The 15,354-nt window shown below is 72.2% G+C and carries 16 protein-coding genes; 7 read left to right on the top strand and 9 right to left on the bottom strand.

Translation table 11 applies throughout. The features are described from left to right. Positions 1-428: 428 nt before the first annotated feature. Positions 429-869 carry a hypothetical protein gene (locus tag ACFWIC_RS22715; protein ID WP_329875210.1) on the top strand — a complete coding sequence of 147 codons (441 nt, stop codon included), beginning with the start codon at positions 429-431 and terminating at the stop codon, positions 867-869. Positions 870-1,131: 262 nt separating this feature from the next. Here ACFWIC_RS22715 and ACFWIC_RS22720 read toward each other — a convergent pair whose 3' ends face one another. The 4 genes from ACFWIC_RS22720 to ACFWIC_RS22735 all read right to left on the bottom strand — a co-directional run bounded on the left by ACFWIC_RS22720 (position 1,132) and on the right by ACFWIC_RS22735 (position 4,306). After that, the gene (locus ACFWIC_RS22720; protein ID WP_380519878.1) at positions 1,132-2,283 is read right to left on the bottom strand and encodes an ATP-binding protein; all 1,152 of its coding nucleotides are present in this window, start codon (positions 2,281-2,283) and stop codon (positions 1,132-1,134) included. A gap of 415 nt (positions 2,284-2,698) precedes the next feature. Next, entirely contained in the window at positions 2,699-3,229 is a 531-nt protein-coding gene (locus ACFWIC_RS22725) for a hypothetical protein (RefSeq protein WP_380519879.1), read from the bottom strand. A 232-nt stretch (positions 3,230-3,461) separates the two neighbouring features. After that, positions 3,462-3,698, bottom strand: a complete 237-nt coding sequence (locus ACFWIC_RS22730; protein ID WP_380360458.1) for a helix-turn-helix domain-containing protein — start codon at positions 3,696-3,698, stop codon at positions 3,462-3,464. Then, a complete protein-coding gene (locus ACFWIC_RS22735) occupies positions 3,698-4,306 on the bottom strand; it encodes a DUF2975 domain-containing protein (RefSeq protein ID WP_380519880.1) in 609 nt (202 codons plus the stop codon). Before ACFWIC_RS22735 ends, ACFWIC_RS22730 begins: the two co-directional genes overlap by 1 nt. A gap of 389 nt (positions 4,307-4,695) precedes the next feature. Here ACFWIC_RS22735 and ACFWIC_RS22740 point away from each other — a divergent pair, with 389 nt between their 5' ends. From ACFWIC_RS22740 to ACFWIC_RS22750, 3 genes are all read left to right on the top strand, one after another. After that, positions 4,696-5,010, top strand: a complete 315-nt coding sequence (locus ACFWIC_RS22740; RefSeq protein WP_380519881.1) for a hypothetical protein — start codon at positions 4,696-4,698, stop codon at positions 5,008-5,010. Between the two features lie 353 nt (positions 5,011-5,363). Then, positions 5,364-6,098, top strand: a complete 735-nt coding sequence (locus tag ACFWIC_RS22745; RefSeq protein ID WP_380360461.1) for a hypothetical protein — start codon at positions 5,364-5,366, stop codon at positions 6,096-6,098. A gap of 278 nt (positions 6,099-6,376) precedes the next feature. Then, on the top strand, positions 6,377-6,643 hold the full coding sequence (locus tag ACFWIC_RS22750; RefSeq protein ID WP_329875212.1) for a metal-sensitive transcriptional regulator: 267 nt from the start codon (positions 6,377-6,379) through the stop codon (positions 6,641-6,643). A 453-nt stretch (positions 6,644-7,096) separates the two neighbouring features. Here the strand turns inward: ACFWIC_RS22750 and ACFWIC_RS22755 are convergent, their stop codons facing one another. The 3 genes from ACFWIC_RS22755 to ACFWIC_RS22765 all read right to left on the bottom strand — a co-directional run bounded on the left by ACFWIC_RS22755 (position 7,097) and on the right by ACFWIC_RS22765 (position 8,204). After that, complete coding sequence (locus tag ACFWIC_RS22755) at positions 7,097-7,264, bottom strand: hypothetical protein (protein WP_329948920.1); 168 nt, start codon at positions 7,262-7,264, stop codon at positions 7,097-7,099. Between the two features lie 318 nt (positions 7,265-7,582). Then, positions 7,583-7,786 (bottom strand): hypothetical protein, encoded by a 204-nt coding sequence (locus tag ACFWIC_RS22760; RefSeq protein ID WP_380519882.1) that lies wholly within the window; start codon positions 7,784-7,786, stop codon positions 7,583-7,585. Positions 7,787-8,033: 247 nt separating this feature from the next. Beyond that, a complete protein-coding gene (locus tag ACFWIC_RS22765) occupies positions 8,034-8,204 on the bottom strand; it encodes a hypothetical protein (RefSeq protein WP_380360465.1) in 171 nt (56 codons plus the stop codon). A 265-nt stretch (positions 8,205-8,469) separates the two neighbouring features. Here ACFWIC_RS22765 and ACFWIC_RS22770 point away from each other — a divergent pair, with 265 nt between their 5' ends. After that, positions 8,470-11,151, top strand: coding sequence for a PKD domain-containing protein (locus tag ACFWIC_RS22770; RefSeq protein WP_380519883.1), 2,682 nt, complete (start codon positions 8,470-8,472; stop codon positions 11,149-11,151). A 305-nt stretch (positions 11,152-11,456) separates the two neighbouring features. On the opposite strand, the gene ACFWIC_RS22775 is transcribed toward ACFWIC_RS22770, so the two are convergent. Continuing rightward, a complete protein-coding gene (locus ACFWIC_RS22775) occupies positions 11,457-11,861 on the bottom strand; it encodes a helix-turn-helix domain-containing protein (RefSeq protein ID WP_329875190.1) in 405 nt (134 codons plus the stop codon). 114 nt (positions 11,862-11,975) lie between these two features. On the opposite strand from ACFWIC_RS22775, the gene ACFWIC_RS22780 reads away from it, so the two are divergent. Next, positions 11,976-12,815 (top strand): SDR family oxidoreductase, encoded by an 840-nt coding sequence (locus tag ACFWIC_RS22780; RefSeq protein WP_380519884.1) that lies wholly within the window; start codon positions 11,976-11,978, stop codon positions 12,813-12,815. A gap of 79 nt (positions 12,816-12,894) precedes the next feature. On the opposite strand, the gene ACFWIC_RS22785 is transcribed toward ACFWIC_RS22780, so the two are convergent. Further along, positions 12,895-13,455 (bottom strand): EF-hand domain-containing protein, encoded by a 561-nt coding sequence (locus ACFWIC_RS22785; RefSeq protein WP_380519885.1) that lies wholly within the window; start codon positions 13,453-13,455, stop codon positions 12,895-12,897. Between the two features lie 201 nt (positions 13,456-13,656). On the opposite strand from ACFWIC_RS22785, the gene ACFWIC_RS22790 reads away from it, so the two are divergent. After that, complete coding sequence (locus ACFWIC_RS22790) at positions 13,657-15,297, top strand: hypothetical protein (RefSeq protein ID WP_380519886.1); 1,641 nt, start codon at positions 13,657-13,659, stop codon at positions 15,295-15,297. The last annotated feature ends 57 nt before the right edge of the window (positions 15,298-15,354 follow it).

The raw sequence follows: 15,354 nt of genomic DNA on the forward strand, positions 1-15,354 counted from the left end.
CCGGCAGGAACAGCCTAAACTTGGGAGGGGGTGTGACCCGACGCGTGAGCGTCGGGTCCCACCCCCTCCCTCCGATGTGACCCTTGCGTCGCCGGCCGGACGACCGGACTCGGGTGCGGTCGCAGGTCCACCCTCAGCGCGCAGTCCTTCCCGACCACGCTGATCGTCGACCGGCAGGGCCGACTGGCGGCCCGTGCTCTCGGCGGCCAGGTCGACGACGTCCTCGAATCGATGCTCCAGCCGGTCCTGGCGGAGCAGCAGAGCTGAGCAGGGGAGCGTTGCAAGGCAGGTGCTGATCGTCGCCGCGACCTGGCGAGGCCGGAACCGGGCCGGAACGGCGTGTGCCTCCGCAGCCTGGTCGGCCGGTGTCGAGGCGTCGTGGTGGCCCTGATGTGCGGGGTGGCGGCCGGGCAGGCTAGTTTGCTCGGGTGAGTCTCCTTGAAGATGTGGCCGAGCGCGACGGCTGGCGATGCTGGGTGTGCGACGAACCGGTCGACCCCGGCGAGTCGGTGAACGACCCGCGAGGGCCCAGTGTCGACAGCCGTACCGCCGACCGGAAGGCCAAGGTCGCCGAGCGGCTTGCGCACCGCGGGTGCAACACCCGCAAGGGCGCGGTCAAGGTGGTCATCGCCTGGCCGGACCGCCTGTACGTGGTCGAGCCGGCGCCCCTGATCACCGTGGCCGGGAGGCTGGAGCGCAAGGGGGGCCGCGAGATGGTGGGCCGCTGTCCGACCAGGCAGGACGCCCAGGCGGCGGCGGACTGGTTGGTGGACCGGTTCTCCCGACTGGTACCGGGGCTGCCGGTGACCGCAGACATCGAGGCGGGTGGCGGCCAGTTCCTCGTCATCCTGGCCACCGGCCGCCGCTGACCGGGGGCAACCAGCGCACAGCCGCGGCCCGCAAGGGCCGGGAAGGCCGGCCACCCCACCCTGCGTGACTTCGGCACGGACGCGAAGCGGTGGGGGATTGGCGGCCGGTCGGGTTCCGGGGTTTCCGCGCGCAGCGGGCGGACGGGGCACCGCGCTACCGTGCCGCCCGTGGCGAGGAAGGCCGGGTACCGTCCGTGGAAGCGAAGGGCCCAGGTCGGGGATCAAGCCAGACCTGGGCCTCGGGGTCCCCGGTGTGCTGCTGTCAGTGACGGGTGGTCGACGAGATCCGGGCGAGGACGGCGGCCGCCTGCGCCTGGTTGGTGCGGAGCCAGCCGGCCAGGTGCTGTCGGACGGCCTCGGCGACGCAGGCGCGGACGGGTCCGTTGCCCAGCCGGTCGCGGACGGACCCCTCGAACGCGGGGTGATCGAGTTTCACCGACACGACCGCCCTCAGACCCGCGCCCAGCTGGATGGGGGTGAAGTCGGGGTCGGACGGGGCGAGTAGCTGTTGCTCCCGGGCGTAGACGATGATCGCGGTGGCGAGGCCGTCGCGGAAGCCGAGCTCGTGCGTGCCGCCACCGTTGGTCGGCCGGCTGTTGGCGTAGCTTGCGACCCGCTCTTCGCGGGAGTCGCACCAACGGAGAGCCACCTCGACGGTTCCGCCCATTTCGGCGTACTCGCGCTCGAAGCCGATCACGTCCGGGTGGACGGGGACGCCCTGGTCGGCGATGTGGTCCCTCGGTCCGCCCGGGAAGCGGAAACGGATGTCCCGGGGCGCCGCGGGGTTTCGGTCATCGGTCAGTGTGATGTCCAACTCGCGATTCAGGAAGGCAAGTTCCCGGAAATGCTCGGCCAGTGCGTCGAACGAGAACTCCGGTGCCCCGAAGGTCTCGGGGTCGGGGTGGAAGGTGATCGAGGTCCCGGTGCCGTCGGCCGGACCGGTGTGGGTGGGTACCGCGACAGCTACGCCTCGCTCGTATTCCAGAACCCAGCGGGCGCCGTCGCGTCGTACCTCGGCCGTCAGACGGTCCGACAGGGCGTTGACGACGGCCAGCCCCACACCGGTGAATCCGCTGTTGAGCGAGCGCCGGTCGGTCGGCGCCGCCCCCGCGCCGAGCACGGTCAACCGGGTCTCCAGCGGGGGCCCGTCGTTGTGGCCGGCGTGCTTGACCGGGAGGCCCGTGCCGTCGTCGGCGATGCGGACGCCGCCGTCGGCAGTGAGCGCGATCTCGGCGCGGCCGGCGGTGCCGCGGATGATCTCGCCCAGTGCGGGCTCGGCGGCCTCGAACACCATGTGGTGAAGGCCTCGTTCGCCGACCGACCCGATGTACATCCCGGGACGCTTCCGGACCGCCTCCAGACCCTCCAGAACCACGATGACGCTGGCGCCGTATGCGTGGGATTCCTCGCTCATGATGCCCCCTCCGAGGGTGTCCGACAGGGCTCACCAGCCTAGGAGATTTTCGAGAAAACACCAGGTCAGGGCAAGTTTGGCGAGGTCGCATACGGGCTTCTGAGGGGCAGTCGGGAGTGCCGGGCCGGGTGGGGCGCGCGCCGCCGCCGTACTGTCGCCGTGGCCCCGTGAGGACCGCCCGTGACACCGTTCCGGGCGGGTCCAGGGTCACGAGTTCGAAGAATTTCGACGCCTACCCGGTGCGGTCGTGGACGACGGGTGAATCGTTCGGCACGGGCCCCACGACCCTCCGCACCACCCGCGGCACCCGGCCTGGGACGGTGGCGTAGGCGACACGCTCACGCCGGCACCCGGCTGGTCGGGGGTGCCGCGAGGGCCCGGGGGTCGCCGGACCGACGTCATACCGACCTCGGGCTCAGCCTTGCCGGGGTCGCAGCCAGGGTGGCGGCTGCGCCGAGTAGCGGGCGTGTCCGGCGTCGAAGCCGGACAGGTGGTAGACCGCGCCCTCGTACTCCATCTCCGGGGGCGGGGGGTCGAGGACCGGCGGGGCCCAGCGCGGCCGTCCGTCGATCTCGACCCGCGTCTCCAGCCTCGGGCTGCCCCAGAACCGCGTGAACTCCTCAGCCGCATGGGCGTTCCAGCCGCCGCCGAGCTTCGCCAGCAGGGCCGGGCTGTAGATACCCCGGACCCGCAGGTCTTCCAGGAACCGGCGCTGGACGACGACCGCGATGTAACGGCGGTGGTTACCCCGGTGACGGCCGACGACGGTCACGCCCGGGTCCCACGGGTCCCAGCGCGGCGGCGCGACCCAGACCTTGGCGCCAGGGGCGAAGTGCCGCAGGCCGGAATGGAGATCGCCGCCGCCGGTGCCGTGGGCGGTCACCTGCGCCACGTTGCCCACCACGCAGAGGCCCAGAGGGGCGAGCCCCGTCTCGTCGTTCGTCATGATCACCATGGTGTCTGTGCAGTTCCGTTTCCGCACCGGGATTCGGGGCGGGTGCGCGGGCGCCGTCGGGCCGGCAATTCTCGCGGGAGAAGGCTCCGGCCGGGCGGCTCCGGTCGTGGCCGGGGTGTCGGGCGCCGTCAGGGATGGAGAGCTGACGACACGGCAGACGGCCGGCTCGCCCGCGATGCCCCTCATCTCGACGGCGCTCCGGCCGTGAGGGAAGCGCGCTGGTTCAGCCGGGCGGTGTCCTGGGCAGGACGGTGAGCAGGTCGCCGGGCCGGCAGTCGAGTGCATCGCACAGCGCTGTGAGCGTGCTGAACCGGATCGCGCGTGCCCGGCCGTTCTTGAGGACGGAGAGGTTGGCAAGCGTGAGGCCGACCCGGTCCGCCAATTCGGTCAGCGTGAGGCCGCGTTCCTCCAACAGCCTGTCGAGGTGCACCTCGACGCGGTGCTCTTCTTCCGGTGGCATCAGATCACCGTCTCCAGCTCGGCCCGCATCCCGGCGCCACGGCTGACGACCTCGGCGGACGCGAGGAGCCCGAACCCGGCCAGCGTCCACGCGGCCGGGAACTCCCAGACCGTGACGCCCGCCGTGTCGCTCACGCTGAGGGCGAGATCCAGTGCCGCGACGCTCTCCGTCACCCCGGCCAGAGTCCCGCCGACGATGACGAAGACGGCGAGCAGCCGCAACCGCCGCACCGCCTGGGCGGTGAACGGATCACCGCGACGGGCCCGCCGCACGACGAGCAGCAGCATGACCAGCATGCCGAGGGCGACCAGCAGGCTGGGCAGCGCGGTGAGTACCGCCGCGACGAGCTGGTGGGCGCTGGGATCGCCGATCTCCACCTCGATGACGGAGTCCGGGGTGATGCTGACGCCCCCGGTCGTCCTGCCGGGGATCACGGTGCTCCCCTCCAGCGCGCCGGCCGGTATCCCGGCTGTCACGGGCAGGTCGCCCAGCAGCGCACGGCCCACGGGTACCGCGATCGCCAGGCCCGTTGCGACCAGACCGAGCGTGAGCACGCCCTGAAGTTCGCCGAGCCAGTCGGGCCTCCGCAGTTTGCCCAGCAAGGACATCCCAACTCCCCCTTATCGATTACCGATATGCCGATAATCGATAAACAGGGCTTCCTTGTCAACCCGTCGCCCGCCGCCCGTCGCCCGCCGTAGCCCGGTCGGCCTCGCCCCTGCTCCATGCCGATTCAAGCCCGGCACGCTCGGGCCGTCGGGAGCCCGCTAGGCATGCCGGGAGTTCGGGAGCCGGCCGGGCCCGATCGTCGACCGGCGGTGTGTCGTGTCAGCGGAGCTCGACCGTCGGCCCGGAGGGTGCGACGGGGCGCAGGCCCCCTGACCTGGCACTTCAGGATTCCCTCAAGGTTCCTCCCAAGGGCGATCAGGAACGGTGGGTCCTGTTGCCCGGTCGGTCGGGCAACAGGGTTCACTCGACCACTCTTGAGGAGTCGACCATGCAGATCCGTCGTGCAGTCGCCGGTGCCGCCATCGGAGCCGCTCTCGTTCTCGGTGCGGTGCCCGCCGCTCAGGCCCAGACGTCCAGTCCGGGCGCGAGCCTCGCTGCCGCCAGGTGCGCCTCCAACTGGAGCGACATCAACACCTTCAGCGTCACCTGCTCGGGTGCGGCCGGCACGAAGTTCTACGCCGTCGCCGAGTGCGGGAACGGCAGCATCGTCTTCGGTGCGAAGAAGTACGCGAACGGCTCCAGCTCGTACGCCTACTGCGCGGGCAAGGGCGGGTTCACGGGCTACGGCTGGTGGGTGGTCTGACGGGTAGGTCGTACAGGGCCCGGCGGACACCGCTGCGCCGAGGCCTGCGACAGGGTCACCCTTCCTGATCACGTGCTCCACCCGGGGCGGGACGCCGACTGACTTCCCAGGGCGCGTCCCGCCCCCACCTTCCTGCCGGCCGGTTGTCGGCCCCTAGCGTCGATGGTGCGCCCGCCGGGTTCCTGCCGCAGTCCCCGGCGACCTGGCCGTCCTGCCGACTCCTGGTCTGCCTGGGCGGCCTCCGGGGGTTGTGCCGGTCGGGGACTCTGCGGTTCCGTCGTGGGGCCGGCGCCGGCGCCGACGCTTCCGGTGCAGGAGCCTCGAATGTCACAACGGCCTGGTTGGATTCCTGCATGACGGATTGGTCGCAACTCAGCCATGCCTACGGCTCTGCGGAAGACATACCCGCCCTGCTGAACGAGATCGAAGCAGATCCGAACGCCGAGCGCTGGAACGACCTCTGGTCGGCCCTCTGCCATCAGGGCAGCGTCTACTCGGCCAGCTTCGCGGCGCTTCCCCGGCTGACGACGATCGCCGTGGGTGCCGACCCGCAGGAGCAGCTGAACGCACTGCACCTCGCAGCCGCGATCGTGGCGGGGACGGACCAGCTGAACGGGGCCGACGACGTCCGTGTGAAGTATGCGCAGGAGATCGCAACCCTCCTACGAATGGCGAACGAGCACCTTCGGACGTCTCCCGACCGGACCGACTACATCTACCTGCTCGAAGCCGTTCTGGCATTCGAAGGTGTCCCGGTCTGGGGTGAGGAGCTTGCGTGGGGACTCGTGAACGGGGAGTACCAGATCTCCTGTCCCGACTGCGAAACCAGCCTGTTCATCGCCATCGGTGACTACGGCTACTTCTCCACGAGCGGCGACTACGCCCTGAACGACCACGTGGAGAAGGCCCCTTTGCGGCCCGTGGGCCCTGGCGACCTGCGCGGCATCGGCCAACGGATCCACGCACTCGCTCTCACCGACGGCCAGAACGAGGTGGCCACTGCTGTGACCTACCTCTTCGGAAGCGCGCACTGCACGGACTGCGGGGCAGACTTCGCCGTGGCCGACCAAGTAGGCGATCCCCACTGACCTCGCCCCGGAGCTGTCGGCGACGAGTGGCAGGCTGCGCCCGTGGGTTGTGACGTCGGTGGGTGGGTGTCCTGCGCAGGTGAGGACGCGGTCTGCTCCTGGTCGGCGGGTCGCGAGGTGGCCGGTGGCGGTCGGGTTCAGCTTCGGTGGACAGCGGCGCCGAGTCGCAGACCGGAGCCGACCGGCCCTGCCCAGGAGGGTCCTTGATCGCCCCGAGGCGCCCGCGACATACCCCACGGGGTAAACTCGCGGGCGAGCGACTCTCTGGAGGTATGGGAATGCAGGTCGACGACGAAGCGGTCGGCGCGGTCCTCAATCGCCTTCGTCGGGCCCAGGGCCAGCTCGCCGGCGTCATCGCGATGATCGAGGCAGGGCGTGACTGCAAGGATGTCGTGACGCAGTTGGCAGCTGTCTCCCGTGCCCTCGACCGGGCCGGATTCAAGATCGTGGCCAGCGGCATGCGGCAGTGCATGGCCGTCGCGGACGGCGACGAGCCGCCGATGAGCGAGGCCGAACTGGAAAAGCTCTTCCTCGCACTCGCCTGACGTCCGGCCCGCTCATCGGCGGCGCCGTGCGGCGCGGGGCTGTGTCTTCCTGGTCCGCCTGCGGGCGGACCAGGTCGTCCGGTCGGCGCCCGCCGCCGTGCAGGCGCGGGGCGCGTTCGTGTTCGATGTGCGCGAGGCGTCGGGTTCGCCGCGAGGCATGCGTTCGGCGTCGACCGCCCGGCTCGACCAGGTCCTGCCGACGGTCGCGTTCTCTCGCCGTTGACCGACCTCGACCGTCGTCGGCGGGAGCGCAGCTCGGCGCTCCCACCGACGACGTTTCCTCCGATGCGCCGGGCGGGCGGCGCCGGCGCGCTGAGCGAGGGCCCCCGGGGTATCTGCCGGGCAGAACCGCACATCCACACAGGACGCCGCCGCAACAGCGGCAGCGACAGCGCTGGGCGGACACGGGGCGGGTGCCCCGGCGTGTGGCCCGCCCCAGAGGCGCCCGTTCGCTCAGCGGCGGCCCAGTAGCTTCGCCAGGAAGCCTCCGGCCTTGCGGGCGTTCCGGTCGCAGGAGCAGCGGTCGGCCTGGCGAACTCCGGCGAGGACCTGGTCGACGTGCATGCCGCACCCGGCGTAGCCGGCCTTGCCGCAGATTCGGCACGTGGTACGTCGACACATGGCAGAACTCCTTGTGGATCGGTCGGGGAGGACGTCCCCGCTTCGTCGTCCAATATACCCGCCGGGGTATTTTTCCCGGGTGCCCGGGGTTCTGGACGTCCGTAGTCCCGTCCACGCTCCCCACCTGGCCGAGCGGCCCGGACGGGAGCCGATCCGTTGCACCCGCCCGCCCGGACCGTGCTGCGGAGGCCGTCACCGCCCCAAGGTGAAGGCGTACTGCGACAGCAGCGACGGCCGGCACACCGTCCTGTCCGGCAACGACGCGAGCAACAACGGATGGTCCAAGATCCACTGCAACACCCTGGGCGCCGGTTGGCGCTACCGTGCGGGCAGCGGGACCGTTGTGGTCCGTTGACCAGGGGAGTCGTCGACGCGGCACCGGGGTGCGACCAGCAGCTGCTGGGGGAGCGCCACGTACAGCAGGATCGCAGCCAGCGTGGCGAGAACGGCGGGCAGCCGGGCCTCACCGCGCCGCTCGTGCCGGGGGTGGCGGAGACGGGCGTCCCCACGACTACGTGTCATGACCTTCTCCCTTGTTCGTACACCGCGGTGCGGCGGGTTTCGCAATCTGTCGGGCCGCGTCCCACCTGTCCTGCCGTCCGCCGTCCGGTCGCTCCCGGAGCACTTCCAGAACACTTCCGGGGTACTTCCGGGTTCTTCGCCGGGGGCGGTTCCCGCACGGTTCCCGGCGCGAGCGGGGCGCGGTCGGGCGTGGCGTTGAACGGTGGCGGGGCCGTCCCCGGGGGCGGCCCCGCCGTGGGTTGTCGGCTCAGATGGGGGCGCCGTAGTAGGTGCCGTAGTAGCTGGAGTACGCGTTCTGGTAGAGCCGGTCGGTGGCGTCGTGCCGGTCGGGGTCGTACTCGGGGCCGTTCTGCTGCCGCAGGCTCCGGCTGCGGGACCCGCTGTCGGCCCGTCGGCTGCCCCCGCTGCGCGGGTCCACACCCGTCAATGCGGCGGGCGCGGCCACCTCCCGGCCGTGTCGCCGTCGATCCGGACGACGAGCGGCGAGGGGCGACCTGTTCGGTGCCGCCGCCCACGTCGACAGCGGCCCTCTCGGCGCCTCGGAATGTCGTGGCAAACCGCACTGACGTTCTGCCACACTGATCGCGATCTTCACCGCGGTTCCGCCGGGTGGTAGCTGCCGACGGCACCCACACGAGGCGAATCGCGGTCATCTCCATGAGAAAAAGGGGGAAGTCGCCACCGTGCGCACCCGCAGAGCCCTCGGCCTGGCCGCCACCGCGGCTGTCGTCACGTTCGGGCTGCCGGCTCCGGCCCACGCCGCAGATCCGGCCGCCGTCCTCTACGTCGACAACGCCACCACGTCGAACTGCATTGACACCGGCATCGGCACCGCTGCCCGGCCCTACTGCACCATCCAGGCCGCAGTGGACGTGGCCGGCCCCGGGCAGACCGTGCAGGTAGCGCCCGGCCGGGGCTACGTCGCGGGGCTCCAGGTCACCCGGTCCGGCACCGCCGACAAGCCGATCGTGATCCGCGGTGACGGCTCACCCGCCGCCAAGTCACCGGTCCTGTCGGGGAAGAACCCGGGGACCGGACTGGAGATCACGGGTGCGCAGCACATCGTGGTCAGCGGCCTCACCTTCAGCATGTCCCCGCTCGCCGTGGTCGTGACCGACTCCAGTGACATCCGGCTGGAGGCGAACAGCTTCATCGAGAACTTCCGCCTCACGACCGACAACCCCGCCGTCAAACTGGTCGGGCACACCTCGGACGTCAGCGTGACCCGGAACCGGTTCTGGTTCCAGCAGGCCGGTGTGTCGGTGGACACCGGCGTCCAGCGTGTGTCGATCGCCCACAACGACTTCGCCGCCTCGGCCGAGTACGCCGTCCGGGCCACCGGCGCGTCGCACGTCAGCGTGGTCAACAACACCATCGCGAACGTCTGTGGCACCGCCGTGGCACTGGACGGGGCGTCCGGCGACGGTGTGGTCCAGAACAACGTCATCTCGGGGGCCTCGGCCGACTACCCGTTCTACCGTTCCCAGCGGTGCTGGTACGTCGACCCCGCGCCCGTGGTCTCGGTGTCCGCCGCCGCCGCTCCGACCGCCACGGTGGACTACAACACCGTGCACTCCTGGACCGGCGCCCCCCTCTACCGTTGGGCCGGAACCGACCACACCTCGCCGGACTCGCTCGCGGCCGCCACCGGGCAGGGCAAGCACGACGCGGACCAGGAGGTCACGTTCCTGCAGAACCTCCCGGTCAGCGGCCAGTTCGTCGATGACAGGCTGCCCGTCACCGCGACCAGCGCGATCGACTCCGCCGACCCGAACGCTCCCGGCGCCGCCGGCACCGACCTGCTCGGCAGCAGCCCGGTCGACCACCCGGACCTCCCCGACTCCCCGGCGGGCGGCTTCCTGGACCGCGGCGCGTACGAGTTCCACGCGCCGAAGTCCGTCGTGGTCGGCACGGTCGGCAGCGTGTTCCAGACCGCCTTCGGTCCGGCACCGTTCGCCGTCACCGCCACCGCCACCGCCACGACCGTCTGGCAGGTCGACCTCGGCTACACCTTCGACTTCGGCGACGGCACTCCGGTCGTCACCACCGGCTCCCGGTCCGCCGATCACGTCTACGCCACGGCGGGCACCTACAGGGTGACCGCCACCGCCACCGACGGGCGGGGCGGCACGGTCGTCAGCGACCCGAACGCCGCGCCCGTCACCGTCACCGATCCCGGTCCGCTGAAGCCGCAGTTCACCCTCGGCACCACCGGAGACCTGGTCTACACCGCGACGGCCTCCGTCCCGGACTCGCCCTGGCCGGTCACGCTGCAGCAGATCGACTTCGGCGACGGCACCCCCTCACAGGATCCCGGCACCCCGCACCAGTACGCCCGGCCGGGCACCTACCAGGTCACCTACACCGTGAGGGACGCGAGTCAGAGGACGGCGACCGCCACCCAGCAGGTGGACGCCCAGTACTCCCGGGCCTACCTGGCCGCGCTCCCGGGCGAGAAGACCGGCCTGCTGGCGATGACCGAGCACGCGCTCTACCAGGCCACCGGCAACTACGGGAACGGCGTCTGGTCGCCCTTCACGAACGCCCGCGCGCTGGTCGGCAACTGGCCCATCAAGCTGGCCGGCACGCACGGCGGCAAGCACCAGTTCGCGAACCTCAACGGGTACCTGGTCACCTACGACCAGGGGTACCCCGGCGCGACCCGGCACTGGGACCAGATCGCCCTGCCCGGCCTCCCCGGCGCCGGCGGCAACTCCGAGCGCAAGAACATCACCGACCTGTCGGTGGTCGAGAACGGGACCTCCACCAAGCTGGTGGTCGCCGCCGACGGCGGACTCTACGAGGCCACCGCCGACTACGCGGTCGGGCGCTGGACCGGCTGGGCCGCGATCACCGCCAACGTCTCCTTCGGTACCCGGATCACCAAGGTCGCCGCCGCGATGACCGGCAACGTCCTGCACGTGTACGCGCTCGGCGCCAACGGCCGCCTGTACACGGCGGACGGGGACTACGACCGCGGCACCTGGCGGGGTGGCGACCTGACCGGCTCCATCGGCCAGCCCGGCCGGCCCACCGAACTGACCGCCACCGCCGTCAACGGCACCGTCCACGTCGTCGCCCTGATCGACGGCTCGCTGTACGACGTCGGCGCCGACTACAACGCCGGGCGCTGGGGCAGCTGGGGCAACGTCTCCGCCGCGACCGGCCTCGGCGGCATCACCACCTTCGCCGCCGCCACCACGGGCGACAACCTGCGGCTGTACGCGGTGAACAACGGTCACCTGTACGACATCCTGGGCGACTACAGCCGCGGCTGGAGCGGGTGGGGCGACGTCAGCTCGGCGGCAGCGGCAGGGGAGATCCCCGCCGTCACCGCCGTCGGGGCGTGGGGATCCCGCCAGTAGGCGCCCCGCAGGCGGGCACGCGCACGGGCGGGAACTCCCGCCGCGCACCGACCACGGCCCCCGGACCGGCAGCCCGCCGGTCCGGGGGCCGCGTCGTGCCGACACGATCGGCCGGATCGGCGCCCCGGATCCGGAGCGCCGTCCTTGAGCGCGACCGGTCGGCGCCACGATCCGCGCGCACCGGAGGCGGGCGGAGAGGTTGGCGCACGCAGATCCTGTGGGCCCCGCGGTGGGGGGAGACTCGCGACCACATCTGGCGGGGCGAGCGGGGGCGATCGACTTCCTCGCCGGCTTACCCGACGTGTCTACGACCGGGGTCGTGATCCATCGGCGGGTGTCCGGTCGGCGGTGCCCGGCGGCAGCCACCGGGTGATCCGGTCGAACAGTTCCAGCAGTGGCTCGCCGACGTCCCGGCCGAACTCGGTCAGCCCGTAGGTGACCTGAGGCGGCGTGGTCGGCTCGACCGTCCGCCACACCAGGCCGTCCTGGACCAGCGCGCGCAGGGTCTGCGCGAGCATCTTCTCGCTGATGCCCCGGATGCTGTCGCGCAGCTCGTAGAACCGCAGGTCGTTGCCCTGAAGGGAGATCAGCACCCAGACCCCCCATCGGCTGGTCACGTGGTCGACCGTGTCGCGTGCCGCGCAGTCGGTGTGAAACACCTCATACCGCTTGCCGGTGTCACTGCGCCCTGGCTGCAAGCCTTCCGTCATGTTCGGAGCTTACCTTCAGGTATGTCCTTACCAGTGGTAAGCCCGCCGTCCTAGCGTCAGCACTGCACAGCAGCGCATGCACACGAGCGCAGGACATCGAGCGAGGAGCTGATCATGATCGTGGTGACCGGGGCCACCGGAAACATCGGCCGGCCGCTGACGCGGGCACTGGCCGGGGCGGGAGAACAGGTGACGGCGGTTTCGCGGCACGCGGCGCCCGTGCCGGACGGCGTCCGGCACGTCGTAGCCGATCTGGCCGAGCCGGCCGCTCTGGAGCCCGCGCTCGCCGGGGCGAAGGCGCTTTTCCTGCTGCTGTCGGGCGACCTGCACGGCCCCGGGACAGCCCCGGCCGACGTCGTCGGTCGAGCAGTGGAGGCCGGGGTCCGGCGCATCGTGCTGCTCTCCACGCAGGGCGTGTCCACCAGGCCGTTCGGCCCGACCCGGATCGCGATGCGGGCACTGGAGGACCTCGTCCGGGAGTCCGCCCCGGAGTGGGCGATCCTGCGGCCGGGCGGCTTCGCCTCCAACGTGCTGTGGTGGGCCGAGTCCATCCGGACGCGGCGGACCGTCGTGGCCCCGTTCGGCGACGTCGGCGCGCCGGTCGTCGACCCGACGGACATCGCCGACGTCGCGGCGGCCTGCCTGCTGGAGGACCGGCACCTCGGCGGCGTGTACGAGCTGACCGGCCCGGAGGTGATCAGCCCGCGCGGGCAGGCACAGGCCATCTCCGCCGCACTGGGCTCGCCCCTGCGGTTCCACGAGCTCACCCGCGACGAGGCCAGGACCGCGATGGCCCGAAGCATGCCGGTGGAACTCGCCGACGACACCCTCGACATCCTCGGCGCCCCGAACGGGGCCGAACTGCGCATCAGCCCGGCCGTCCGGCAGGTGCTCGGCCGTCCCGCGCGTACCTTCACCGACTGGGCCGACCGCCACGTCGCCGCGTTCCGCTGAGGATGGGGTGAGGGGTGCCCCCGGTCCCTCCGGACGTCGCAGGGCGCCGTAGGCAGCCTCCCGCCGGGGCCGGCCGGGTCTAGTTCAGCGCGTCGCCGAAGAGGAAGTTGCCGACGTGGTGCGGGTCGGTGGAGGTGTAGAAGCCGCGGAAGGCCGACAGCACCTCGGCTTCCGACAGCACTCCGTCCCGGTCGGTGTCCAGCTTCTCGAACGCGAACCGTGCGGCCGGCTCGGTGGAGCCGAAGGCGCGCTGGAAGTCCCAGAACTCCGCTGCCGAGATCCTCCCGTCCCGATCCCGGTCCATCAGCCGGAATACCGCGTGCGCCGCCGGAGCCAGTACGTCGTCGAACGCGCCCGGTGCCTGGGCCAGCAACCGCATCCCGGCCCGGTACTCGTGCCGCTGGATCTTCCGGTCCCTGTTGGTGTCGAAGTCGGCCACCAGGGCGCGCCACCAGCCCTGGGCCGCGGCCAGCATCGCCGTCGCCTCCGGTGCGTCGAACGCCGCCCCCGAGGCGTCGATCACCCGCGACGCGAGCCCCAGGATGTCCGTCGCGTCGATCACCCCGTCCCTGTCGAGGTCGGCCTGCCCGAAGCAGACGTCGATCTTGCGGTCCAGCAGGGCGTCGGCGGCGGTGGTCATGGCGGGTTCCTCGTTCCGTGGGTGCGGGTGGTGCGGTGCCCGGTGAGCCTAGGCAGTGGCGTTCACGAGGTGCAACCGCGAGGCCACGTACGCGTGATCGGACAGCTGATCGCACCGCGCGCGACCGCCCGGGGTCCGAGGCCGGCTCGCCCGGGTGCCCCGGGTTCATGGCCGGCCGGGTCGGGTGACAGCATCGGACGCATGTTCCAGCCCGCACCCCCACTGCCTACGGCCGCGCCGCTCACCGCCGAGGCCGCGGAGCGCTGGCACGCCGCCCGTGCGGCCCACCGCTGGGACAGCCGCTGGCTGGTCCTGCTGCCGGTGGCCCTGTTCGTGCTGGTCGCCGCCCGGGCCGACGGCCTCGACGTGGCCGGTGCCCCGCGCTGGTACGAGTCGGCGGACGTGGTGCTCGCGGCCCTGGTGGCCCAGGCGCTGGCGCTGCTGGCCCGCCCCAGGGGGCTGCCGCTGACGGCGCTCGCCCTGATTCCGGTGGGCTGGTACGTCCCGGGCGTCCCCGACGAGTTGACCCGGTGGGCGCTGACGCTCGCACAGGCGGCCCTGGCGGCCCTGCTGATCACCGCCGCCCTCGGCCGTCAGCGGGCCCGGCAGCAGCTCACCGACCTCATGGGCCCCGAGGTGCCGTACCCCTGGACGGCCGCGGGCCAGCCCTCCCCGTTCGCCGAGCACCCCGTCCGGCCGGTCGGGCGCCGGGTGGTGGGCCTGGTGCTGCTCGGCCCGGCGGTGACGGCTCCGCTGTTCGACCCGAGCCTGCTCGTGACGGCCGCCGGGGTCGGCGGGACCGGCGTGATCCTGCTGGCCTCCGCCGCCAAGGCGGTCCGGGTCCGGCACTCACTGACCGAACGCCCCGGCGCGCCCGCTGTGCGCGTCCTGTTCCAGTTCGACGGCGGCCCGAAGGCCGGGCCGTTCTTCGGCGGCCCGCGCTGGGAGCTGACGCTGCGCGAGCAGCACACCTGGGCGGACGGCCGTTGGGGCGGGGAGGGCGTAGCCGACGAGGACGACGAGGACGAGGACGACGACGAGGGCGAGACCGATGGCGAGGAGGCGTACGGCCCGGTCGCCGGCCCACCCCTGCCCGCTCTGCTCTACCAGGGACCGGACGGCCCCTACGCCCAGTTGCTGGTCCTGCCCCCGGAGGACGACCCGGGAACCGGGAACCCGGGCACGACCGGCACGTGGACGGCTGTCGTCTGCGCCCCCGAAGTCCGGCCGGCCGGCCCCGTCGCTGCCGGGGACCCCGCCGCCCCCGCCGACCCGGGGGCCCCTGCCGAAACCCCGACCGTGCCGATGGCCGCCGGGGTGTGGGAGATGCCGCGTCCGCTGCGCCTGTTGTGCGGACCGGCTGTCGCGGTACTGCTGGCCGTCCTGGGCGTGCTGCGCGCCGAGTCCGGCTGGTGGAGCGGGCTGCTGCAGCCCCTGCTCATCGGCGGCATCGCACTGGTCGGTGTCGTCTCCCGGCTCGGCTGGCAGGCCGCCGTCGACCGTGACGGCGTGACGGTGTCCGCCGGCCTCGCCCGTCGCCGGGCGGGCTGGGAGGAGATCACCGCGGCCACGGCCGAGGGCGGCCGGCTGTCCGTCACCGTCCGCGACGCCGGTGCCCTGGAGTTCGGCGGCCGGGTCGCCTCCTGGTTCGGCGTCCAGGGGTTCGACGCCGCCGCCCTTGCCGCCGGTGTCGGCCATGCCACCCGTCACCCGGAACTCCGCCCCCGGGAATCCCGCCCCGGCCCGCTCGGCCACCCGGACCTGCTCGTCAACCGGATCTCCCTGACGGCCTATCTGGTCTTCACCGTGCTGCACTTCCTGGCTGTCCGGGGCGGTCTCTAGCCCTGCCGTGCGGTCGGCGCCGGGGCCCTGGCCCGGGGACACCCGGGCCCGGGGCGG

It is taken from the genome of Kitasatospora sp. NPDC127035, assembly GCF_042726075.1.
GTDB lineage: Bacteria > Actinomycetota > Actinomycetes > Streptomycetales > Streptomycetaceae > Kitasatospora.